Below are 22,474 nucleotides of genomic sequence, written 5' to 3'. Positions count from 1 at the left end.
GTGGCGGACCTGACCTGGTTCGCGTGGGCGCTGCTGGGAGTCGCCGCGCTCATCGTGGGGCTGTCCAAGACCGCGCTGCCCGGCTCCAACACGATCGCCGTCGCGATCTTCGCCGCCATGCTGCCTGCCCGGGAGTCCACCGGCACCCTGCTGCTGCTGCTGATCGTGGCGGACATCTTCGCCGTCCTGACCTACCGCCGGCACACCAACTGGCGGGTGCTCCTGCGGCTTGCCCCGGCGGTGGTGGCCGGGATCCTGCTGGGCGTGCTCTTCCTCGCCGTCGCGAACGACGAGTGGGTGAAGCGCACGATCGGCGTGCTGCTGCTGGCCGTGATCGGGATCACGCTGCTGCGCAGGCGGATGCGCGCACCCGTCGGTGACGCCGGACCGCACCGTGTCGCGGCCGCCACCTACGGAACGCTGGGCGGGTTCACCACAATGGTCGCCAACGCGGCCGGCCCGGTGATGTCGATGTACTTCCTGGCCTCGAGGTTCCCGGTGAAGGAGTTCCTGGGCACCGCGGCGTGGTTCTTCGCCATCGTGAATCTCGCGAAGCTGCCGTTCTCGATCGGTCTCGGGTTGATCACGGTCCCGGGGCTGCTGATCGACCTCGTGCTGGTGCCGCTGGTCATGGTCGGGGCGCTGTTCGGCCGGCGCCTGGTCGGGCGGCTGAACCAGGTGCTGTTCGAGCGGCTGGTGATCGCCTTCACCATCGTCGGAGCGCTCTACCTGCTGGTCTGAGCGCGCAGCACCCGCGACGTGCGCGGCCCGACCCCGAGCGCCGCCGCCGCCTCCAACTGGTCGACGGTGTCCACGTCCCGGCGCAGAGTCGAACCCTCCGGGATCGTCAGCGGCACGCAGCCGAGTCCGATGTGACGCCCGAACGAGCCCGCACCGAACGCGGTCCGCAGCGGGGTGCCCGGCCGCGCGGTCACCAGCGTCGTCCCGGTCCCCTCCGCGTCGGCGACCACGGCCCGCTCGATCCCGGAGGCGGCGGTCAGGGCGAGTTCCAGATCCTCCGGCCGCAGCGCCGGCAGGTCTCCGAGCAGGGCCGCCCGCGGCATCCCGTCTCCGGCCGCCGCCGCACCGACGGCGATCGCGGCGTCGATGCCCCGCGCGGTGCTGGTGCCGTCGTCCTCGGACACGAAGCGCAGTCCCGCGATATCGAACGCCAGGGCGACCAGCGCGCCGTCGTCGGTCACCACGAAGACCTGCGCCACGGCCGGGCAGGCCGCAGTGGCGGCGATGGTGTCCAAGGCGATCGCGCGGGCCAGGGTCACCCGGTCGGCCCCGGGAAGGTCCAGCCGCGACTTGCCGATCGCGGTGGGCTTGACCGGGATCAGGACGGCCCAGCCACCGGAGGTCTCGGGCGCCGTCACCTCCCGAACCGGGTACGCAGCCGCGGCAGGATCTCCGCGCCGTAGGCCCGCAGGAACTCCTCCTGGTCGTTCCCGGGGTCGTGGAAGACGAGGTGGCGGAAGCCCAGGTCGACATAGCGGGCGATGCTCTCGACGTGCTCGTCGGGATCGCTGGAGACGATGAAACGCGATGCCGTCCGTTCGATGGGCAGCTGTTCGCCGAGGCGCTGCATCTCGAGCGGATCGTCCACGCCCATCTTCTCCTCCGGGCTCAGTGCGAGGGGCGCCCAGAAGCGCGTCTTCTCCAGAGCGACGGCCGGGTCGGGGTGGTAGGAGACCTTCACCTCCATGAGCGTGTCGATCTCGTCCGCGGTGCGTCCGGCCTTCTCCAGCCCGTCGTGCAGGGCGGGCAGCAGCGTGTCCGAATACAGGCTCGGTGACTTGCCGGAGGTCGTGATGAACCCGTCGGCGATCCTCCCGGCAAGACGCGTCGCCGCGGGTCCTGCCGCGCCGATGTAGATGGGCACGGGTTCGTCGGGGCGGTCGTAGATCGTGATGTTCCGGGTCGTGTAGAACGCGCCCTCGAAGGTGACGCGCTCCTCCGACCAGAGCCGGCGGATCAGGGTGATGGCCTCTTTGAGCCGCTGGAACCGCTCGGGCGGATCGGGCCAGGGCAGGCCGAGGGACGCCTCGTTCAGCGCCTCGCCGGTGCCCACGCCGAGGATCACCCGACCGGGGTACATCACGCCGAGCGTCGCGAAGTCCTGCGCGACGATGGTGGGGTTGTACCGGAAGGTCGGCGTCAGGACGGAGGTGCCGAACGCGATGCGCGAGGTGCGGGCGCCGAGCGCGCCCAGCCACGGGACGGACGCCGGTGCGTGGCCGCCCTCGTGCAGCCAGGGCTGCAGATGATCGGAGATGAACACCGAGTCGAAGCCCATCTCCTCCGCGAGCACCGCGAAATCGAGCAGCTCGTTCGGCCCGAACTGCTCGGCGGAGGCCTTGTAGCCGAAGCGCAGGGGAAAGGTCATGATGCTCCTCTCGGCACACCCTCCACGGGAGTGCCAGTCGTATCGGCGCGGGTGGGCTCCGCGGAGGTGAGGAACTCGGAGCCGTCGGCGCGGGCGAGCCGCCCGTGGAACGCGTCCACGGTGCCCGGCCACAGCAGCGTCAGCCGTCCGGAGCGCTCATCGACGTACCAGTTGCGGCACCCTCCCGAGATCCACGGGGTGGTGCGGGCGGCCGCGGCGATCTCGTCGGTGTACGCCTGCTCCGCGGCCGGTGCGACCCGGAGCACCCGATCGGCGATCGCCTCGCGGGCGGTCAGCGCACGCAGCGCATACGCGGCCTGCTCCTCGATCATCAGGACCGACGAGTTGTGGCCGAGCGATGCGTTGGGTCCGTTGAGGACGAACATGTTCGGGAAGCCGCTGACCACGGTCGAGCCGAACGAGCTCATCCCCGCCGACCAGTGCTCCGCGAGCGTGACGCCGTCCTGGCCGCGCACGAGGTCGGCGTACGGCTGCTGCGTGGAGGCGAAGCCGGTGGCCAGCACCAGCACATCGGCGTCGTGCACCGCGCCGCCAGAAGAGGTCAGCGCGCGCCCGCTCACCGACGCGAGAGCGGACGGATCGAGCGTCACGCGTTCGCTTGCCACCGCGGGATAGAAGTCGTCCGACAGCAGCACCCGCTTGCATCCGAACGCGTAATCGGGGGTGAGCGCTGCTCGCAGCGCAGGGTCGGCGACCTGACCGTGCAGGTGCTCCAGGGCGATGGCACGCGCGGCGGCGGATGCCGCGGCATCCCCCGACCGGGATGCGAACCGTGCCTCGCCCTCGCGGTACAGATCCGCCCGCAGGCGGGCGAGCGCGTCGGGATGCTCCGCGAAGCGGCGGCGCTCCTCGTCGCTGTAGGCCCCGCCGCCTCGGGGCACGATCCACGCCGGCGTGCGCTGGAACAGGGTGACGTGGGCGGCCATGCGCGCGAGTTCGGGCAGCACCTGCACTGCACTGGCGCCGGTGCCCACCAGCGCGACCCGTGCCCCGTCCAGCCCGGCAGTGTGATCCCAGCGCGAGGAGTGGAATAGGGGACCGGGGAAGCTCTCCAGCCCGGCGATGTCGGGGATGGACGGCTCGGTCAGGCGTCCGCAGGCCAGCACGAGCACCTCCGCCTCGAGCGCACCGGCCGAATCGCCGCCGGTCTGGATGCGCCAGACGGATGCCGCGGCATCCCAGTGCGCGGACAGCACCGGGGTGTGCAGGCGGAGCCGGTCGCCGAGGTTCTCGCGCTCGGCGACGGCCTGCAGATAGCCGCGGATCTCTTCGCCGCGCGCGAAGACACCGGACCAGTCCGGATTCGGGTGGTCCGCGAAGCCGTACAGGTGCGAGGGGACGTCGCAGGCGACGCCGGGGTAGGTGTTCTCCCGCCACGTGCCGCCGACCGCGCCGGCCCGTTCAAGGACCACGAAATCCGGCCGGCCGGCCCGCCGGAGCGCGATGGCCATCCCCAGGCCCGCGAAACCGGCCCCGACGATCGCCACCTCGACGCGCGTCATTTCGCGGCCCCGGTGTGCCGATCGGTCGGCTCGCGGTAGTCGGTCGTGCGTTCGCGGAAGGGACGGAACAGGCGCGCGGCGATGCGCGCCGCATCCACCGTCGGCAGCTCGAGTCCGTGCTCGACCCCCGCCTCGGGCAGGACGCGTCCGTCCAGCAGCGCCCCGCCGAGGTCGTCGCCGCCGGACTGCAGCAGCACCGCGGCGGCGTCGCGCCCGACCCGGGTCCAGGGGATCTGCACGTGCGGGATGCTGCCGCTCAGCAGCAGGCGCGAGACCGCGACCATCGCGCGGTGCTCGTCGAGCGGGGCGCGGCCCGCGACGAGCGGCACGCCACCGGCCGGACCGGGCAGGGGGATGGGCACGAACTCGGTGAAGCCGCCGGTGTGACCCTGGATCTCACGCAGCCGGCGGAGGTGCGCGACGCGCTCTGAGGCGGTCTCGACATGGCCGTAGAACAGCACCGAAGTGGAACGGAAGCCGGCGCGGTGGGCGGCGGTGATGCCCTCGACCCACCGGTCGATCTCCAGGTCGCCGGGCGCGACCAGGGCGCGCACCCGTTCGCTCAGCACCTTCACACCGGTGCCGGGAACGGTGTCGACGCCGGCGTCGCGGAGCGCGGCCAGCGCGCCCGCCAGCCCGAGCCCGCCGCGGTCGGCCAGATCCCGGACGTCCTGCGGGCGGTAGGCGTGCAGGTGCATCCCCGGCGTTGCGGCTTTGACGGCCCGCGCGATCTGCAGGTACGCGGTGGGCGGCTGCGTGGACTCGAGCCGGCCCTGCACGCACAGCTCGGTGGCGCCGAGATCCCAGGCGTCGGTCGCCACGGCGGCCACGTCGTCGAGGGTGAAGGTTCCCGGCTCGCCGGTCGCGGTGGAGCGGAAGCCGGTTGAGGTGAGGTTGCGGTTCACGACGAGGCTCACCGCCTCGCCGACGGTGTACCGGCGGACATCGTCCGCGGTGGTGGTGAGAGCGTCCAGGTCAGCACCGTCCGCATGCAGCAGGGCGGCCCACTCGCCGTCCTCGAGGCTGAGCGGGTCTGCTGCGGCGCGTTCGGCCAGGCCGCGGATGCCGGCGCGGGCGGACAAGCCGCGGCGCGGTGAAACCGCCGGGGCGAACGGGCCGTCCGAGTCCGCCGCGGCCTGTTGCCGGGCGGAATCTCCCCGGGCTTTGACCGGATCGGCCGCAGCCAGGCCGGAGCCGGAGTCCGCGAGGGCGGCCACGGCGGCGTGCAGACCGGGGTCGATCCAGGTTGCGGCGTCCCGGACGAACTCCGGCTGGGCGGTGAGGCGCTCGCGCAGCTCGAAGCCGAGGTCGGCCGTGCGCGCGGCGAGATCGGACAGGTGCGGCCACGGCCGCTCCGGGTTGACGTGGTCGGCGGTCAGCGGCGAGACGCCGCCCCAGTCGTCCGCGCCGGCTCGCAGCAGCAGCTCGAACTCGGCCGGATCGGACAGGTTCGGCGGGACCTGGACGCGCATGCGCGGGCCGAGCACGAGCCGCGTGACCGCGACCGCAGCGACGTACTCGAGGACCGACGCGTCCGGGGCGGCGTGCATCGCGGTGCGGGGCTTCGCGCGGAAGTTCTGCACGATCACCTCCTGCACGTGGCCCTGCCCGTCGAGCTGGTGCCGCTCATGCGCGTCGCGGATCGCGACGATCGACTCCGCGCGATCGCGCAGGGTCTCGCCGATGCCGATCAGCACGCCCGTCGTGAACGGGATCCGCGCCCGCCCGGCGTCCTCGATCACGGCCAGGCGCAGCGCGGGGTCCTTGTCGGGGGAGCCGTAGTGGACCTGCCCCGGCTGCTCGAACAGGGCGCGCGAGGTCGTCTCCAGCATCATCCCCATCGAGGGGGCGGTGGGCCGCAGCATCCGCAGCTCATCGGCCGACATCACCCCGGGATTCAGATGCGCCAGCAGCCCGGTCTCGGCAGTGATCAGCCGGGCCATCGCACCGACGTAGTCCAGCGTCGAGGCGAAGCCGTGCTCGTCCAGCCAGGCGCGCGCCTCCGGCCACCGGTCCTCGGGCCGGTCCCCGAGCGTGAGCAGCGCCTCTTTGCAGCCCAGGGCAGCGCCCTGACGTGCGACCGTGAGCACCTGCTCGGGCGACATGAACACCGGCTTGTGCAGCTTCAGCAGCTGAGCGGGGGTGTCCACGAAGACGCAGTAGTGGCAGCGGTCCCGGCACAGCGTGGTGAGCGGGATGAACACCTTGCGCGAGTAGGTGATCACGCCGGCACGACCGGATGCCGCAAGACCGGCATCCCGCACGGCCCCGGAGAGCCGCAGCATGTCGTCGAACTGCGCACCCTCGACGTGCAGCAGCGCCTCGGCCTCGGCCACGTCGAGGCGCTCGCCGGAGGCGGCGCGGCTCAGCGCATCGCGCATCGCCGATCCTTGGACGGCCCGAGCCGGTTCCAGCAGAGTCACCGTCCCAGTCTGGCACCGCCGGAGCGGGCGGGGCGGCGCGATCGTTGTCCGTCTGTAAGCAAAACGACTGACCGGCGTCGGGGAGCGCTGGCAGACTAGTGCCATGGTCACCCTCCTGCTCGACTCCACCCAGCTGGAGATCGTGCTGTCGGGCGTCGAGCGCGCGCTGGCATTCCATAAAGGGAATGTGGCGATCGAGCGGTCCACCATCGCCAAGGTCCAGCTGACCGACGATGCGTGGACGTGGCTTCGAGGTGTGCCCAGCCCGGGCACGCACGTTCGCGGCGTTCTCGCGATGGGCACCTGGAAGTCCGCCGGAGGAGAGGACTTCGCGATCATCCGGCGGCGGCGTCCGAGCGTCGTGATCGACCTGCACGAGCACCCCGACTACTCCCGCATCATCCTGACCACCCGGAACGGGCTGCAACTCGTCCAGGCGCTGCGTCTGGACGTGGACACCGAAGCGGTCGACGTCGTGGAGCTCGCCACCGGAGCCATCCCCGTCTTGCCGGCTCCCGCGAAGAAGCCGCGGTCGGTCAGGACCAGGCCCGCTCCCGCGGTCTGACCGACACCGCACCGGCTCTCGGGTCAGGTGACGTCGCGCCGCCAGCTGAGCAGGTGCCCGAGCAGGAGCAGGACCAGGGCGTAGCCGAGCAGGACCACGCCGCCGACCCACCACGCCAGCGACTCGTCGGTGGACATGCCCGGTGCTCCGGCTGTGGTGAACAGGCTCGCCCCGACCAGCGCGTCGCTCGCGGCGCCGGGCAGGAAGCGCGTCACGTCGCCCAGCCCTTCGACGAAGCCCGCGGCGGCTCGTCCCACTGGCTCCAGGAACTGGGTGAACACCAGCACCCCGACGATCGCGCCGACCTGATTGCGCACGAGCACACCCACGCCGATGCCGACGAGCACCCATAGGACGAACGCGAGGATCATGCGGCCGAACAGCGCCCAGGTCTCGCTCGAGGCGAAGTCGGTGTCCAGGCCGTAGCCGGCAAGGAACGCGGCGGACGGGATCACCGAGGACGCGACCCCGATCAGGCCCAGCACGACGCCCAGGGCGATGCCGACCACGATCTTCGCCGACAGCACCAGTCCGCGCTTGGGCGTGGCCAGGAACGTCGGAGTGAGCGTCTTGTGACGGAACTCGGTGGTGACCATCAGCGTTCCGATGAGAAGCGGGAAGACGTAGCCGACCGCGGTCGCCGCGCTGTAGAGCGTCGCCGACAGGCCGTCCGCGGGCAGGGAGGGTCCACCGTCGCCGAGCGCACCGGTCGCGGCCGCCGAGAACACGAAGCCCAGGACGGTGGCGGTGAAGCCGACGTAGGCGATCAGGACGATCGCCAGGATCCACCAGATCGACGTGGTGAACTGCTTGGTGGCCTCCGAGCGTGTCGCGTTCGCCAGGCTCATCGCGGCTCACCCCCCTCGTCGGTGCGGTCTTCCTCGGCGGTGCCCTCGTCGGGCATCGCCGGCTGGGATGCCGCGTCCCCCGTCTGCTCTTCGGCCATCGTGCCCGGTGCGCGGGAGGCGGCTCGTTCGGCCCTCTGCTCGGCGGCGAAGCTGGAGAAGAACGCGTCCGCCTCGACATCCGCCTCGGTCTTGACGTAGTTCTCCCACGGTCGCTCCACGTCACCGGATTCCTCGACGAGGTCCGCGTCGCCGAGCGGACGCTCGATGTCCGGCGCCTCGGAGCTGAACGCGCCGGAGGCGACGGCCGCGTCGGTGTCGAAGCCCACCACGCCGGTGGCGGGCGCGTTGGCGGGGCGGGACAGCTCCGCATCGATGGCGCCCAGCGCCTCGACATCGGGGTCGGCGTCCAGTGCGAGGCCGTCTCGGTAGGCGTCGGTGGCCGCGTCGCCCGCGTCGAACGGGACGATGTCGATGACGCCGGTGCTGGCGACGGCGTACGTCGCGGGCGGTGTGGCCCCGGCGGGCTGTGGGGCGTGCGGGGGCTGCCCGGTTGCGGGGGCTGAGATCTGCGGGGCGTCAGCGTCCTGTCCGGTCATGGCGTCGTCCGTGGCGTGCACGACCACGCCGGTCTCCGCAGCGTCGGTCTGCTCGCGGGGCTCCGGAGCCGATCCGGCCGTCGCCGTCTCCGCAGGGTCGACTCGCCTGGGGGAGAGCGCCGGTTCCGTCTCGGCATCCGCGTCCGCGATCGGCGTCAGCGCCGTGACCGCGCCGAGCGCCCCGGCTGCGGTCGGGTGCACGCGGGCTCCGCTGACCAGGTCGAGGAAGACCTCCTCGAGCGCAGGCCCGCGCCGCTGCAGAGAGGACAGCGCGACGCCGGCGGATGCCGCGATCTGCCCGACCGCGACCGGATCCAGTCCGCGCACCGTCAGACCGGAGCGGAGAAGCTCGAACGAGGCGCCCGCGGCCTCGAGCGCGGCGGCCAGCGCCGTGCGCTCGGGCGCGTCCACGACGGTGGCGAATTCGCTCGGGTCGGCGAGGTCCTCCAGCGCGCCCTGATAGACGAGGCGGCCCTGGGCGATGATCAGCACCGAATCGACGGTCTGCTGCACCTCTGCGAGCAGGTGCGAGGACACCAGGACGGTACGGCCCTCTTGAGCCAGGTTGCGCAGGAACCCGCGCATCCACTTGATGCCCTCGGGATCCAGGCCGTTGGAGGGCTCGTCCAGGACGAGCACGCCGGGATCGCCGAGCAGGGCATAGGCGAGTCCGAGGCGCTGCCTCATGCCGAGCGAGAATCCGCCCACCTTGCGGCCGCCCACGTCGGCGAGTCCGACCACGCCGAGCGCCTCATCCACCCGGACGGCGGGCAGCCCGGCCGCCTGCGCGTAGACCCGCAGGTGGTTCGCCGCGGTCCGGCCGGGGTGGAAGCTGGAGGCCTCCAGCACCGCCCCGACGCTCTGCAGCGGCTCGCGCAGCGACGAATACGGGGCGCCGCCGATCAGGGCCGTGCCGGCGGTGGGCCGGACCAGGCCGAGGAGGATCCGCAGCGTCGTGGTCTTGCCGGCGCCGTTGGGCCCCAGGAAGCCGGTGACCCGACCCGGCTCGACGCGGGCGGAGAAGTCGGAGACCGCGGTCACGGCACCGAAGCGCTTGGTGATCCCGGAGAACTCCAGCACCTGTCCCTCGGGCATGCGAACCTCTCGTCGTCGGTCAGTCGTCTCCTATCCTGGCGGAAACCGTTGCTCCGTGCACGGCACCACCTCCTCCGCGGCAGTCCGGCTGCCCGCGAACGAACCCACGCGCCTGCGCGGTAACGTTGCGATCGTGACCGACCCCGCCCTGCCGAGCGAGGCGCCCGTACTCGTGCGGTCATCGCACGGCCTCGGCCACCTCACCCTGAATCGTCCCCGCGCGCTGAACGCCCTGGACCTGCGGATGATCGGCGACCTGGCCGCCGCTCTGGACGCCTGGGAGCACGATCCGGGCGTCCAGATCGTGCTGCTCGACGGCGCCGGAGACCGAGGATTCTGCGCAGGCGGCGATGTCCGGGCGCTGTACGAGCAGATCCGCTCCGGCGATGCCGAGGCCGCCGGCGGCTTCTTCCGCGCGGAGTACGCGCTGAACGCACGGATCGCGGAGTACCCCAAGCCGATCGTCGTTCTGGCCGACGGCGTCACCATGGGCGGTGGCATCGGCCTGGCCGGCCACGCGGCGATCCGCATCGTGACCGAGCGCTCGCAGCTCGCGATGCCGGAGACCCGGATCGGCTTCACCCCGGACGTCGGCGGCAGCCGGCTGCTGGCGCATGCCCCCGGGAGACTCGGCGAGTACCTCGCACTGACGGGCAGGACGATGGATGCCGCGGACGCGATCGCCGTCGGCCTGGCCGACCACTTCGTGCCCTCCGCGGACCTCGACGGCCTGCGCGGTGCGCTCGCAACCGGCCCAGGAACGGCGGCGGAACGCGTCTCCCGATTCCTGAGCCGGTCGGCGGACGGTGGGCGACCACGCGAATCCGGCCTCGCGCGCAGCCGCGACTGGATCGATGACGCCTTCTCGGCAGGGACGGTCGCGGACATCGTCGACAGGTTGCGGGCCAGGCCGGAAGCGGCGGCATCCGACACTGCCGCGGTCCTGGGCGAACTGTCGCCCACCGGCCTGGCGGTCACCCTCGAGGCCGTCCGGCGCGCCCGCGACCTGCCCGACCTGCGTGCCGCCCTGGCCCAGGAGTACGGCCTGGTGTTGTGGTTCGTCACCTCGCAGCCGGATCTGATCGAGGGCATCCGCGCGCAGCTGGTGGACAAGGACCGTGCGCCGCGCTGGCAGCCGGCGACGATCGGCGAGCTGGCCGCGGATGCCGCGGCATCCGCTTTCGCCTACCGGCCGCGTATCGGGCTGTGGGGCTAGGAGACGATCGTGAAGGTGCAGAAGTCCCGGTCCCGCAGATACTCGCTGGGCATCGCCGTGGACTGGTTCTTCTTCGTCTTCGCCGGTGCCGCCGCGGTCTGGCTGGCGTTCCTGAGCTTCAACGAGTCCTTCCGGATCGGCTGGTGGGGGATCGTCCTCGTGATCGCATTCTGGGGGCTGCTGGCGTACCTGGTGCTGCCGCGACTGCATCGCATCCTGACCACGATCTACGTGCCGGACTACTTCATCGGACGGGCTCGCACCAGCGACGGCCTGCTGGGCGACCCGGTCAACCTGGCCTTGCTCGGTGAGCGGGATCAGATCGAGCGCGCGATGAGCGATGCCGCCTGGACCCGTGCCGACCCGGTCACGCTGCGCTCGTCCTGGCAGATCGTCACCTCGACCCTGTCGCGCCGCAGCTACCATCAGGCCCCGGTGAGCCCGCTGTTCCTGTTCGGGCGCCAGCAGGACTTCGCCTATCAGCAGGAAGTGGACGGCAATCCGGCGCAGCGTCATCACGTGCGGTTCTGGAAGTGCCCCGAAGGCTGGCTCCTGCCGGGCGGGCGCCGCGTCGACTGGGTCGCGGCGGGCACGTTCGACACCAGCGTGGGCCTGTCGCTGTTCACCCTCCAGATCACCCACCGCATCGACGCCGACACGGACGTCGAGCGCGACCACATCGTCGCCACGGTGACCGCGGCCGATCCCCGGGTGCGGGTGGATGTGATCAAGGACTTCTCGACGGGCTACCACGCGCGAAACGGCGGCGGCGATTCGATCCGCACCGACGGAGACCTCCCGATCATCGACGTGCGTGCCCTCGCGGAGGTGGCGAGGTGACCGCGCAGACCTCCGGCACGGGCCCGACGCCGCAGAACGTGCCGACGCCGGCCGCGGGCCCGTCGCCCGATGCCGCGGCGATGCCGGCCAAGCGGCCCGCGTTCGAACCGCCCGAGCAGCTGCTCAAGCCGACCGGGTACGACCCCGGCATGCGGCGGCCGACGACGACGATCGCAGGCGCCCTGCTGGTGCTGTTCCGGGTCATCACCGGCGTCCTGGTGCTCGTCGCCCTGGTCGCCGGATGGGACGAGGTCGCCGACCAGCTGGATATCTGGGACGGCGGCGGGGCGCTGACGCCGGAGATCAAGCAGCTCACGCTGTCGATCCTGGTCGCCTTGGGGGCGGTGGTGCTCGCGATCGACGCGCTGCTGGCGTACCTGATCTACCGCGGCCGGAACTGGCCGAGGGTCGTGGTGATGCTGATCTCGGCGCTGTCGATCTCGACCGCGTTCACCGCCTGGTGGGCGCAGGGACAGGAGATCACCATCGAGGGCACCTTCGTCTCGCTGAGCCTGGACATCCTGATCCTGCTCGCCCTGTCCAGCCGGAGCGCTTCGGCGTACGCGCGCCGCAACGAGCGCCGCTGAGGGTCGGGGCGAGGTCCCGATCGCGGCCGCGCGGACCGAGTGGTCCCGTGCAGCGATTAGCCTGTATCCGGCCGCGTGCGCGGCAGGGGAGGGGTCCGCGTGTTCGACAGCCCGCTGTCCGCGTCGGCCTACGACGTCCTCGGCGTCGAGCCCACGACCGACGAGGAGTCGCTGCGGCGTGCGTACCGGCTCCGGCTCCGCCAGACGCACCCGGACACCGGCGGGGATGCCGCCGTCTTCGTCCAGGTGCAGCGGGCGTGGGAGCTCGTCGGCACGTCCGCGGCGCGGGCGGCATACGACCGCGGGCACGGCTTCGCGGACGCCCCTGCCCCGGAGTGGGCCGGCTGGCGTGCTCCGGCGCGCCCCGCGGACACGCGGCCGAAGGCGCGATCCCACGGGCAGCCGGGTGGATGGCGGCGGGAGCGATACCTCACCCTGATCAGGGAGTGGGCCGGCCGAGGCGTGACGATCGACGATCCGTACGACCCGGCCCTGGTGCGGTCAGCGCCGCGCGAACTGCGTCGCATGCTCGCCGACGCGCTGGCGGAGGAGGCCACCGCGCGCGTCGTCTCCGAGCTGGGCATGGGGTACACGGTCTGGCACGACGTGGCCGCGCCGGTCCGCGGGGGCACCGGTGACGACAAGCTGGATCACATCGTGCTGAGCCCTTCCGGACTGTACGCGGTCCTCTCCGAAGACTTCGGCGGCCCGATCGGCATCCGACGGGGTGAGATCACGGGTGACGCGGTTCCGGGCACTCCGGTCGCCGACCTGCTCGCGCGGATGCGCGTTCTGGCGCGGGCGGCGGGCGTCCGGTTCGGCGGCGCCGTCATCGTCCTGCCCGACGACGACCTGGTCCAGGCGGTCACCGACCTCGGCCGGGTGCGCGGCACCCCCGTCGTGCTGGTCGCGCGCGGTGCGCTGTCGAACCTGCTGCGGCAGGGTGTGCCCGGTGCGCGTTCGATCGGCGGCAACGAGATCTTCGACATCCGCACGCGCCTGCAGCAGGCGGTCCGGTTCGTCTGAGCCCCGCCATTCCGCCCTCAGCGTACCGAGGGCCGCAGGGGATGAGCGTGTCGGAGGATCGTGGCAGGGTGGTTCGGTGGCGCCGCTCCGCCACTTTCTCTCGACCTTCTTCGGAGATCCCGTGCTCGGCAAACTCCTCTTCCGCTATCTGAAGCCGTATCGCTGGCTTCTGCTGGGCGTGCTGCTGTTCCAGTTCATCGCCGCGATGGCCTCGCTGTACCTGCCACGACTGAACGCCGACATCATCGACAACGGCGTCTCACGCGGCGACACCGCCTACATCTGGTCGACCGGCACGTTCATGCTGGCGATCTCGCTCGGACAGATCGTCGCCTCGGTGATCGCGACCTACTTCGCCGCCCGCGCGGCGATGGCCGCCGGGCGGGACATCCGCCTGGACGTGTACGAGAAGGTCAGCGGCTTCTCCGAGCGGGAGGTGTCCACCTTCGGCCCCGGATCGCTGATCACCCGCAACACCAACGACGTGCAGCAGGTGCAGATGCTGGCGATGATGGGCGCCACGATGCTGGTCACCGCGCCGCTCCTGGCGATCGGCGGGGTCATCATGGCACTGCAGCAGGACGTCGGTCTGAGCTGGCTGATCGGCGTGTCGGTGCCGCTCCTGCTGGTGTTCGTGGTCCTGATCATCAGCCGCATGGTGCCGCTGTTCCGCAGCTTCCAGAAGAAGCTCGATGCGGTGAACCGCGTCCTGCGCGAGCAGTTGACCGGGGTACGGGTGGTGCGCGCGTTCGTCCGGGAGGACATCGAAGAGGAGCGGTTCGCGGTCGCCAATACCGACATCATGGTGGTCGGCCGCAAGGTGGGATCCCTGTTCGTGCTGCTGTTCCCGGTGGCCATGCTGGTGCTGAACATCACACTCATCGGCGTGATCTGGTTCGGCGGAATCCAGGTGGACGCGGGCACCGTGGAGATCGGCACCCTGTTCGCGTTCATGCAGTACGTCGCGCAGATCCTGATGGGCGTGCTGATGGCCAGTTTCATGACGATCATGATCCCGAGGGCAGCCGTGTCCGCGGAGCGCATCGGCGAAGTCCTGGCCAGTCAGTCCACCCTCGCGCGCGCGGCCGATCCGGTCCGCGACTTCGCCGCACCCGGCACCGTCGCCTTCGAGCACGCGGAGTTCACCTACCCCGGGGCGGAGTCGCCGGTCCTGAGGGACATCACCTTCGCAGCCGCCCGGGGTGAGACCGTGGCGATCGTGGGCTCAACGGGGTCCGGCAAGACGACTCTCGTCTCGCTCATCCCGCGGCTGTTCGACGTGACCGCCGGCGCGGTGCTGGTCGGCGGGGTGGATGTCCGCGAGGCGGACCTGGACCATCTGTGGAAGGGCATCGGCCTGGTGCCGCAGCGTCCGTTCCTGTTCTCCGGCACGGTCGCCTCGAACCTCCGATTCGGACGCGAGGAGGCCACCGACGACGAGCTGTGGCACGCACTGGAGATCGCCCAGGGCAAGGACTTCGTGCAGGAGATGGAGGGACAGCTGAACGCGCGGATCGCGCAGGGCGGGACGAATGTGTCCGGCGGCCAGCGCCAGCGCCTCGCCATCGCCCGCGCCATCGTGCACCAGCCGGACATCCTCATCTTCGACGACTCGTTCTCCGCCCTGGACCTGGCCACCGACGCCCGGCTGCGGCAGGCGCTCTGGCGCGAGCTGCCTCAGGTGACCAAGGTCGTCGTCGCCCAGCGCGTATCCACCATCACCGCCGCGGATCGCATCGTGGTCCTCGAGGACGGTCGCATGGTGGGCTTGGGCACGCACGAGGAGCTGCTGAGGACGAGCGAGACGTATCGCGAGATCGTCGAATCGCAGCTGGGGGTGGAGGTATGAGCGCTCCGGACAACCTCGCCGAGGAGGAGCGCCTCGAACTGGAACTGGCCGAGCAGGCCCGGCTGAACTCCGGCGACTGGGACAGCGTCGCCCCCGGCAAGGCGTCGAACTTCGGCAAGAGCTTCGCGCGCCTGATCGGCCTGCTCCGGCCGCACGCGGTGGCCTTCGTCTTCGTCTCGATCCTGGGTGCCGCCGGAGTCTTCCTCGCCGTGATCGCACCGAAGATCCTCGGGCAGGCGACCAACCTCATCTTCGAAGGCGTCGCCTCCAACGCGCTCGCGGAGCAGTTCCCGGCGGGCACCTCGCAGGCAGTGGTGGTCGACGCGCTGCGCAGCGCGGGCCAGACCGACCTCGCGAACGTCATCGCGGCGATGGACAACTTCACCGTCGGCGCGGGCGTCGATTTCGATGCGCTGCGCACCGTGGTCGTGGCGGTCCTGGCGATCTACGTCGGCTCCTCGTTCCTGAGCTGGATCCAGGGTTACGTGATCAACATCATCATGGTGCGCACGATGTGGCGTCTGCGCGAGTCGGTCGAGACGAAGATCAACCGGCTGCCGTTGTCCTACTTCGACAAGGTGCAGCGCGGCGAGCTCATCTCGCGCGTCACCAACGACATCGACAACATCACCCAGACGATGCAGCAGTCCCTGTCCAGCGTGGTGACATCGGTGCTGACGGTCATCGGCGTGCTGATCATGATGTTCTCCATCTCGTGGCAGCTGGCGCTGGTCGCGCTGGTGTCGCTGCCGCTGATGGCGGTCATCTTCGGCGTCATCGGACCCCGCTCGCAGAAGGCGTTCGGAACCCAGTGGCGCAAGGTGGGGCGCCTGAACGCGCGCGTGGAGGAGTCCTTCTCGGGTCACGCGCTGGTGAAGGTGTTCGGCCGTGAGGTCGACTCGCGAGAGAAGTTCCAGGTCGAGAACGAGGAGCTGTACCAGGCCAGCTTCAAGGCGCAGTTCCTCTCCGGGATCATCATGCCGGGCATGATGTTCATCGGAAACCTCACCTATGTCGGCATCGCCGTACTGGGTGGCCTGATGGTGGCCAACGGCCAGCTGCGCCTCGGTGACGTCCAGGCGTTCATCCAGTACTCGCAGCAGTTCACCCAGCCGCTGTCCCAGCTGGGCGGCATGGCCGCCGTCATCCAGTCCGGTACCGCATCGGCCGAACGGGTGTTCAACCTGCTGGACGCGGACGAGCAGGAGCCCGACGCCCCGGATGCGCCCGAACCGGTGCACGGAGAGGGTGTCATCGAGTTCCAGAACGTGCGCTTCGCGTACAACCCGGAGCACCCGCTCATCACGGACCTGTCCTTCCGCGTCGAACCCGGCCAGACCGTGGCGATCGTCGGTCCGACCGGTGCCGGCAAGACGACCCTGGTCAACCTCATCATGCGGTTCTACGAGCTCGACGGCGGGCGCATCCTGCTGGACGGGCAGGACATCGCACAGCTCACCCGGGACGACGTGCGCTCTCGCACCGGCATGGTGCTGCAGGATCCCTGGCTGTTCGCCGGGACGATCCGCGAGAACATCCGCTACGGCCGTGAATCGGCGACCGACGAAGAGATCGTCCAGGCGGCGACGGCGACCCGCGTGGACCGCTTCGTGCATTCGCTCCCGGACGGGTATGACACCGTCCTGGATGAGGAGGCCTCGAATGTCTCCGCCGGCGAGAAGCAGCTGATCACCATCGCGCGGGCCTTCGTCGCCCAGCCGTCGGTGCTGATCCTGGACGAGGCAACCTCCTCGGTGGACACCCGGACGGAGCTGCTGCTGCAGCACGCGATGGCGGTGCTGCGCGAGGGGCGCACGTCGTTCGTGATCGCACACCGGCTCTCCACCATCCGCGACGCCGACCTGATCCTGGTGATGGAGCACGGCGACATCGTGGAGAAGGGCACGCACGAGGAGCTCATCGCCGCCCAGGGAGCGTACTGGCGGCTCTACCAGTCGCAGTTCCAGCAGGCGGCGACCGACCTGGACGCCCTGCCGGACCAGACCGGCGGCGTGCCGGTCACCGGCGACGCCATCCGTGCGCTGCCGGTGACGACGGATGCCGCGGAGGAGGCCGCCGCGGAGATCACGTCGCCGTAGCCGGGCATCCGGTCGGCTCAGCCGAGCAGTTTGGCCTTGGCGGTCGTGAATTCCTGGTCGGTCAGGATCCCGGCGTCTTTGAGTGCGGCGAGTTTCTGCAGCTCGCCGACCAGGTCGCCCCCTCCGCCTGCGGGCACGGGAGCCGACCGGGCCTGCTGCGCTGCGCGCCGCGCGGCTTCGTCCAGCTGCGCCTGCTGCGCGGCGGCCTGGGCATCTTGCTGATACTGCTCGTTCTGCGCCCTCTCCTGCTGATGACGCTGCACACTGCCGCTCACGGCTGTCGCCGTCCCGGCGACGACCGCCGTGCGGGCGGCCATGCCGAGCAGACCGGGCCGCCCCATTCTGCGAATAGGCATTTCTCTTCCTCTCTCAGTTCAGTTCGGCTGCTTCCAGTACCGCGTTAACGACCGGAGCGGGGATGCGCTCGGCGCGCAGGACCACGGCCCCCGACGAGGCGAGCCGTTCGGTGAGGGTCCGCGCGTAGACCAGCTCGAGGGCGACGAGCGCCGCCGACGCGCCCGGCAGGATGGATTCGGCGAGCTCGTGGATGTCTTCCTCCGCGGCGATCCCGGACGCGAGGAATTCGACCTCGGCCAGCCCGTAGGCATCCGAATCCTCCTCGATCTCGGTGACGGTGACCTCTCCCGTCGTCGATTTGGTGACCAGAACCAAGTCCAGCAGCCGCACCAGCCCGCTGTCGATGAGTTCCATGAGCGCGCTGAGCACGCCCGGCGATGGTCTCTCCCCGTCGAATCCGACCAGATACAGCTCGACCGGACCGAATGCGAAGTCGGCCATGGGCTTCCCTTCCCGCACGCGTGGACACGCCGGCCCGTTGTGGTGACAGGGCGTGGTCGTTCCGCGTGCGACTGCGTGGGCCGGCCATGCGCGCCCTCACAGCCGATGGTGACATCGCCGCACCTCCGCGGCAAGGGGGTGCGTGCCGTCGAGGGGCGAGGAGGCTCCCCGGATGCCGCGGCTACAGCCCCTGCACCGCGAGCAGGCGGCCGGACGCGATGGCGGAGGTGAACTCGGCGAAGTCGGCCTCGTTCTGATCGGCGTAGGCCTCGGCGAAATCGGCGATCGACTCGTCGAAGACATCGGATCGGCCGAGGTAGCCGGCGATCTCGACCCGGTCGCCGGACCGGCCCGGCAACCGGGGGGTCCGGGACTGGCTCGCCGCGCTGGCGTGGGTGCGCGAGAACATTTCCGCGTTCGGCGGCGATCCGGGCCGGGTGACCATCGCAGGGCAGTCCGCCGGTGGCGGCGCGGTCCTCACCCTGCTCGGCATGCCGGCCGCCCAGGGTCTGTTCTCGGCCGCCTGGGCGATGTCTCCTGCCCTGGCGGACGTGCCGCCGGAGCGCGCCCGGACGCTCTCGGCGAAGCTGGCGAACCTCGCGGGGGTGGCGCCCACGCGCGACGGGTTCGCCGACGTCCCGGAGGCGACGCTCGTGCGGTTGCAGGGGGCCGCGGCATCCACCGATTCGAAGGACCGGCTCGCCGGGGTCCGCGCCATCCTGTCCGAGGGCCTCCCGTGGGGTCCGATGGTCGACGGCGACCTGATCACGATGCCGACGGTCGATGCGCTTCGCGCGGGCGTCGGGTCCGGCATCCCCCTGGTCGTCGGTTCCACCGATGACGAGTTCACCATGCTGACCGACCGCCTCAAGAACAAGCTGCGGCTCGTACCCGCGGCGTTCGGACTCGGGCTGCTGGGCGTGGCTCCCCACGCGCGCGCGGAGTACCTGCGGGCCAACGCGGCCCAGCACCGCAAGGGGACGGCGGCCGTGCTGGGCCGCTACGCGACCGACGCCGTCTTCCGGGCCGGAGTGGTGCGCGTCGCGGAGGCACGCGCCGATGCGCCGACCTGGGTGTACCGGTTCGAATGGCCGTCACCGGTGATCGGGTGGGCCTGCCATTGCCTGGACGTGCCGTTCTGGTTCGACTGCCTGGATGCGGGCGTCGAAGCGCTGGCCGGGGACCGCCCGCCCCGCGCGCTCGCGGCCGCCGTGCACGGCTCTGCGGTGTCGTTCGTCCGCGACCACGATCCGGGGTGGCCGGCGTGGAGGGCGATGCCCGGCGCAACGCGGATCTTCGGCGGCGACCCCTCCCGCCCGGACGTCTCCGCCGACGGATATGCGAGCGTGCGCGCGCTGGTCTGAGCCGGCGGGACTTCCTGGTGCGTCAAAAAGCGGGGACATTCCGGCGGTGGCGCCCGCACGTGCTGCCGGCGGGCACGGTTCATCCCCGCGGATTCACCGGGCGCCTGCCGGGTGCCGGCCGCCGAGTGCCGGCCGCCGGGTGCCGCGACCGGCCAGCAGGCCGGCCAGAGCCGCTCGGACCCGGTCTGCGTGCCACATGATGTCCTCGGCGATGGGGCGGTAGGTCGCGAAGCCGAGCGCGGCGGCGGCCTGGTCCCGGCGACGGTCGGTGCGCTGGTCCGCCCAGCTGGAATGGAACTGCGCGCTGTCGCATTCGACGATCAGCCAGCCGGCGACGACGAAATCGACTCGACCGACGCCCGCGATGGACACCTGCACCTCGAAGCGCACACCGAGGGAACGCAGAATCAGCCGGAGCAGCGTCTCGGGACCGGACTCCGCGCGCGGGTCGATCAGCCGGCGCAGCACCCGGTGCCGCCGGGGAAGCGCACCGAAGAGCTCATCGAGATCGTCGAGCCGGACAACGCCCGCGTGCAGTGCCGAGTCGAGCGTCGCCAGCGCCGCTCGGGGAGGCTGGCACCGCACGGCGGAGACGACGGCGTCGAACAGCTCGACCGACGTCGAGCACGGGTGCGGTGTGCGATGCAGGCGGCCCCAGTGGCGCCGAACCGACCGTGTCGGCATGGGCGCATGGCTGCGGGCCGCGTGGAGGTGCACGTGCAGCGCGGACGGGTCGAGAACGAAGACGCCGTGGCGGAGCAGTTCCGAGACGCAGGTCAGGCGCCCTCCGAGCGCACAGGCGTCCACGAGATCGGCGGCGGTTCCCGCAGCGAGGTACGCGCCCGCGCGCGGGCGCACGACCCGCCCCTCGGCGACGGCCTCGCGCAGGTCACGATCGGTCCATCCTCGGGCCACGAGGTCGCGCCGTCGATGAAAGTGCGTGGCTCGCCCGCGCAGTTCGGCGTCGGTGTGCTGCAACATGCCGGTCAGCGTGGCGCGGAGGCGGGTGCTGCGGCGCCGCCGCCGCCGATTCTGCGGGCTATGCCCGCAGTGCGCGCCCTGGGGAGGAGGCGATTCGTCCACCGGCTCGACCCCGGGTCCGCAGCGTGGTCAAAACACCGGGCGATTCCGACCGCGGACCGTCATCACCGGGTGCCCGAGGCGATTTCTCCCGCGGCTTTGACGCCCGGCCGCGGGCGACGCACCGGGACCGGGTTATACCGACGCGCCGGCCGGCATGACCCCGGTCAGGCGATGACCTGTGCCCCGGGGATGCGCTTGAGCATGACCTCGACCGCCTCGAGGTTGGCATCCACCAGCACAGCGTCGCGCCCCAGCGCCGCGGCGACAGCCCCGGTCGTGCCGCTGCCGGCGAAGAAGTCCAGAACGCGGTCGCCGGGCCGGCTGGATGCCTGAACGATGCGTCGCAGGATCCCCTCCGGCTTCTGCGTCGGATAGCCGGTCTTCTCCCGGCCGGTGGTCGGCACGATCGTGTGCCACCAGACGTCGGTGGGCAGCTTGCCGCGGGCGGCCTTCTCGGCGGTGACCAGTCCGGGCGCCATGTACGGCTCGCGGTCCACGGCATCCGAGTTGAACCAGTACCGGTCGGGATCCTTGACGTACACCAGGATGGTGTCGTGCTTGGTCGGCCAGCGGCGCCGGGTCTTGGCCCCGTAGTCGTACGCCCAGATCAGCTCGTTCAGAAAGCGGTCGCGGCCGAAGAGGGCGTCCATGAGGACCTTGGCGTAATGCGCTTCGCGATAGTCCAGGTGCACGTAGAGCGTGCCGTCCGCGGCCAGCAGACGCCACGCCTCGGCCAGCCGCGGCTCGAGGAAACCCCAGTAATCGTCGAACCGGTCGTCGTACTCGCGCAGGTCGCCGCGCAGCCGCTCGTACTCCCGGCCGTGGAACCCGCGCCGCACGACGGCTCCGTCTGCCACCGGGACGCCGGTCGTTTCCGGCACCGTGCCGAGCGGCGTGGCGCCGGCCACCGGCTCGGGCGACCCGGGTCGGACCGAGCGCGCGGTCTCCAGCGCCCGGCCCTGCACGCGCCCGGTGTTGAACGGCGGATCCAGGTAGATCAGGGTGAAGGACTCGTCCGGATATGCCGCGACCACGGCGAGGTTGTCGCCGTGGTGGATCGTCACCGCACCCCGCGGCGGAGCGACGCCCGCCGTGTCGACGATCTCGGCGCCCGTCACGGCACCCGGTACAGCCACGGGTCCGTCGCGAACTTCGACTCGACCAGGGCTTCGGCCTCGGCGTACTCCTCGTCGCTGATGCGGCCGGGCACGGCCCCGTACAGTTTCGCGAACGTCTCGATGAAGCGCTCGATGATCGCTTCGCGTGGCAGTCCGGTCTGACGACGCAGCGGGTCGACCCGCTTGGCCGCCGAGGTGGTGCCCTTGTCGCTGAGCTTCTCGCGGCCGATGCGCAGCACCTCGGTCATCACCTGACCGTCCATGTCGTAGCTGAGCGTGGCGTGGTGCAGCACCCCGCCGTTCGCGAGGCGCTTCTGCGCCGCCCCGCCGATCTTCCCCTGCGGGCTCGCGATGTCGTTGAGCGGCTGGTAGGTGGCGTCGATGCCGAGGGAGCGCAGCGCCTGCAGCACCCAGTCGTCCAGGAAGGCATACGAATCGGCGAACGTCATGCCGGCGACCAGGGATGCCGGGACGTACAGCGAGTAGGTCACGATCGAGTTCGCGGCCATGAGCATCGCGCCGCCGCCGGAGATGCGCCGGACGACGTCGAACCCATGCCGGGCTGCACCCTCCGGATCGACCTCGTTGCGATACGACTGGAACGACCCGATCACGACCGCGGACTCGTCCCACTCCCACAGCCGGAGCGTGGGGCGACGCCGGCCGTCGCCGACCCTGGTGGTGAGCACCTCGTCCAGCGCGAGGTTCATCCGTGGCGAGACGGGCTTTTCGTGCACGATCTCCCAGTCGAAGTCGCGCCAGCCCGGCGGGGTCACCAGCGCGCGGCGGACGGCGGTGCCGACCGCCTCGGGCGTGAACCCCAGCAGCTGGGCGCCGTCGGGCAGTGCCTCGCGCACGGCCGCGGCGATGGCCGCGGCATCCGTCTCGATGGGGAGTCCGTTGACGGCGTCGTCGATGTCGTCCAGCGCACTGTCCGGCTCGAGGAAGAAGTCGCCGGCGAGGCGGAACCCGAAGATCCTGCCGTCGCGCTCTTCGAGGTCGACGACGACCAGCTTGCCTCCGGGCACCTTGTATTCGCCGTGCATGGACTCAGC

General features: G+C 71.1%; 21 protein-coding genes. 9 read left to right on the top strand and 12 right to left on the bottom strand.

Annotation, left to right across the window (positions count from 1 at the left end; all coding sequences use genetic code 11):
* The gene (locus QNO12_RS15600; protein WP_257501237.1) at positions 1–741 is read left to right on the top strand and encodes a sulfite exporter TauE/SafE family protein; all 741 of its coding nucleotides are present in this window, start codon (positions 1–3) and stop codon (positions 739–741) included.
* On the opposite strand, the gene cofC is transcribed toward QNO12_RS15600, so the two are convergent.
* Genes cofC through cofG form a run of 4 tightly spaced genes read right to left on the bottom strand, consistent with a single transcriptional unit; the run spans position 726 to position 6,293 of the window.
* Positions 726–1,379, bottom strand: a complete 654-nt coding sequence (gene cofC / locus QNO12_RS15595) for a 2-phospho-L-lactate guanylyltransferase (protein ID WP_257501238.1) — start codon at positions 1,377–1,379, stop codon at positions 726–728. The two genes, QNO12_RS15600 and cofC, sit on opposite strands and share 16 nt — an antisense overlap.
* Complete coding sequence (fgd, locus tag QNO12_RS15590; RefSeq protein ID WP_257501239.1) at positions 1,376–2,389, bottom strand: glucose-6-phosphate dehydrogenase (coenzyme-F420); 1,014 nt, start codon at positions 2,387–2,389, stop codon at positions 1,376–1,378. Before fgd ends, cofC begins: the two co-directional genes overlap by 4 nt.
* Positions 2,386–3,912: a flavin-containing monooxygenase gene (locus tag QNO12_RS15585; protein ID WP_257501240.1), complete on the bottom strand. Its 1,527-nt coding sequence runs from the start codon at positions 3,910–3,912 to the stop codon at positions 2,386–2,388. The genes fgd and QNO12_RS15585 overlap by 4 nt, the downstream gene beginning before the upstream one ends.
* The gene (cofG, locus tag QNO12_RS15580) at positions 3,909–6,293 is read right to left on the bottom strand and encodes a 7,8-didemethyl-8-hydroxy-5-deazariboflavin synthase CofG (protein ID WP_306820529.1); all 2,385 of its coding nucleotides are present in this window, start codon (positions 6,291–6,293) and stop codon (positions 3,909–3,911) included. Before cofG ends, QNO12_RS15585 begins: the two co-directional genes overlap by 4 nt.
* A 145-nt stretch (positions 6,294–6,438) precedes the next feature.
* Between cofG and QNO12_RS15575 the strand changes: the two genes are divergently transcribed.
* Entirely contained in the window at positions 6,439–6,900 is a 462-nt protein-coding gene (locus QNO12_RS15575) for a hypothetical protein (RefSeq protein ID WP_257501242.1), read from the top strand.
* 23 nt (positions 6,901–6,923) lie between these two features.
* Here the strand turns inward: QNO12_RS15575 and QNO12_RS15570 are convergent, their stop codons facing one another.
* A complete protein-coding gene (locus QNO12_RS15570) occupies positions 6,924–7,748 on the bottom strand; it encodes an ABC transporter permease (RefSeq protein ID WP_257501243.1) in 825 nt (274 codons plus the stop codon).
* Complete coding sequence (locus QNO12_RS15565; protein WP_257501244.1) at positions 7,745–9,439, bottom strand: ATP-binding cassette domain-containing protein; 1,695 nt, start codon at positions 9,437–9,439, stop codon at positions 7,745–7,747. The genes QNO12_RS15570 and QNO12_RS15565 overlap by 4 nt, the downstream gene beginning before the upstream one ends.
* Before the next feature lie 133 nt (positions 9,440–9,572).
* Between QNO12_RS15565 and QNO12_RS15560 the strand changes: the two genes are divergently transcribed.
* From QNO12_RS15560 to QNO12_RS15535, 6 genes are all read left to right on the top strand, one after another.
* The gene (locus QNO12_RS15560; RefSeq protein ID WP_257501245.1) at positions 9,573–10,655 is read left to right on the top strand and encodes an enoyl-CoA hydratase/isomerase family protein; all 1,083 of its coding nucleotides are present in this window, start codon (positions 9,573–9,575) and stop codon (positions 10,653–10,655) included.
* A gap of 9 nt (positions 10,656–10,664) precedes the next feature.
* Complete coding sequence (locus QNO12_RS15555) at positions 10,665–11,495, top strand: LssY C-terminal domain-containing protein (protein ID WP_257501246.1); 831 nt, start codon at positions 10,665–10,667, stop codon at positions 11,493–11,495.
* Positions 11,492–12,082 carry a hypothetical protein gene (locus QNO12_RS15550; RefSeq protein ID WP_257501247.1) on the top strand — a complete coding sequence of 197 codons (591 nt, stop codon included), beginning with the start codon at positions 11,492–11,494 and terminating at the stop codon, positions 12,080–12,082. Before QNO12_RS15555 ends, QNO12_RS15550 begins: the two co-directional genes overlap by 4 nt.
* 99 nt (positions 12,083–12,181) lie before the next feature.
* The gene (locus QNO12_RS15545) at positions 12,182–13,108 is read left to right on the top strand and encodes a DnaJ domain-containing protein (protein ID WP_257501248.1); all 927 of its coding nucleotides are present in this window, start codon (positions 12,182–12,184) and stop codon (positions 13,106–13,108) included.
* Between the two features lie 121 nt (positions 13,109–13,229).
* A complete protein-coding gene (locus QNO12_RS15540; RefSeq protein ID WP_257501279.1) occupies positions 13,230–14,957 on the top strand; it encodes an ABC transporter ATP-binding protein in 1,728 nt (575 codons plus the stop codon).
* On the top strand, positions 14,954–17,056 hold the full coding sequence (locus QNO12_RS15535; RefSeq protein WP_257501249.1) for an ABC transporter ATP-binding protein: 2,103 nt from the start codon (positions 14,954–14,956) through the stop codon (positions 17,054–17,056). The genes QNO12_RS15540 and QNO12_RS15535 overlap by 4 nt, the downstream gene beginning before the upstream one ends.
* Positions 17,057–17,073: 17 nt before the next feature.
* Here QNO12_RS15535 and QNO12_RS15530 read toward each other — a convergent pair whose 3' ends face one another.
* The 3 genes from QNO12_RS15530 to QNO12_RS15520 form a co-directional block, all read right to left on the bottom strand.
* On the bottom strand, positions 17,074–17,412 hold the full coding sequence (locus QNO12_RS15530) for an SHOCT domain-containing protein (RefSeq protein ID WP_257501250.1): 339 nt from the start codon (positions 17,410–17,412) through the stop codon (positions 17,074–17,076).
* A 13-nt stretch (positions 17,413–17,425) separates the two neighbouring features.
* Positions 17,426–17,854 carry a DUF6325 family protein gene (locus QNO12_RS15525; protein WP_257501251.1) on the bottom strand — a complete coding sequence of 143 codons (429 nt, stop codon included), beginning with the start codon at positions 17,852–17,854 and terminating at the stop codon, positions 17,426–17,428.
* Between the two features lie 181 nt (positions 17,855–18,035).
* Complete coding sequence (locus QNO12_RS15520) at positions 18,036–18,263, bottom strand: DUF2252 family protein (protein ID WP_257501252.1); 228 nt, start codon at positions 18,261–18,263, stop codon at positions 18,036–18,038.
* Here QNO12_RS15520 and QNO12_RS15515 point away from each other — a divergent pair.
* Positions 18,181–19,218: a carboxylesterase family protein gene (locus QNO12_RS15515; protein WP_350338527.1), complete on the top strand. Its 1,038-nt coding sequence runs from the start codon at positions 18,181–18,183 to the stop codon at positions 19,216–19,218. The two genes, QNO12_RS15520 and QNO12_RS15515, sit on opposite strands and share 83 nt — an antisense overlap.
* Positions 19,219–19,311: 93 nt before the next feature.
* On the opposite strand, the gene QNO12_RS15510 is transcribed toward QNO12_RS15515, so the two are convergent.
* From QNO12_RS15510 to lplAB, 3 genes are all read right to left on the bottom strand, one after another.
* Positions 19,312–20,199, bottom strand: coding sequence for an endonuclease domain-containing protein (locus QNO12_RS15510; RefSeq protein WP_257501253.1), 888 nt, complete (start codon positions 20,197–20,199; stop codon positions 19,312–19,314).
* A gap of 266 nt (positions 20,200–20,465) precedes the next feature.
* Complete coding sequence (locus QNO12_RS15505; protein WP_257501281.1) at positions 20,466–21,404, bottom strand: DNA-methyltransferase; 939 nt, start codon at positions 21,402–21,404, stop codon at positions 20,466–20,468.
* Positions 21,405–21,415: 11 nt separating this feature from the next.
* On the bottom strand, positions 21,416–22,465 hold the full coding sequence (lplAB, locus tag QNO12_RS15500) for a lipoate-protein ligase LplAB (protein WP_257501254.1): 1,050 nt from the start codon (positions 22,463–22,465) through the stop codon (positions 21,416–21,418).
* Positions 22,466–22,474: the final 9 nt, after the last annotated feature.

It is taken from the genome of Microbacterium sp. zg-B185, from assembly GCF_030246885.1.
Classification (GTDB): Bacteria; Actinomycetota; Actinomycetes; order Actinomycetales; family Microbacteriaceae; genus Microbacterium.
The sequence above is the reverse complement of the archived record's forward strand: the minus strand, read 5'-3'. Positions and strand labels throughout refer to the sequence as shown.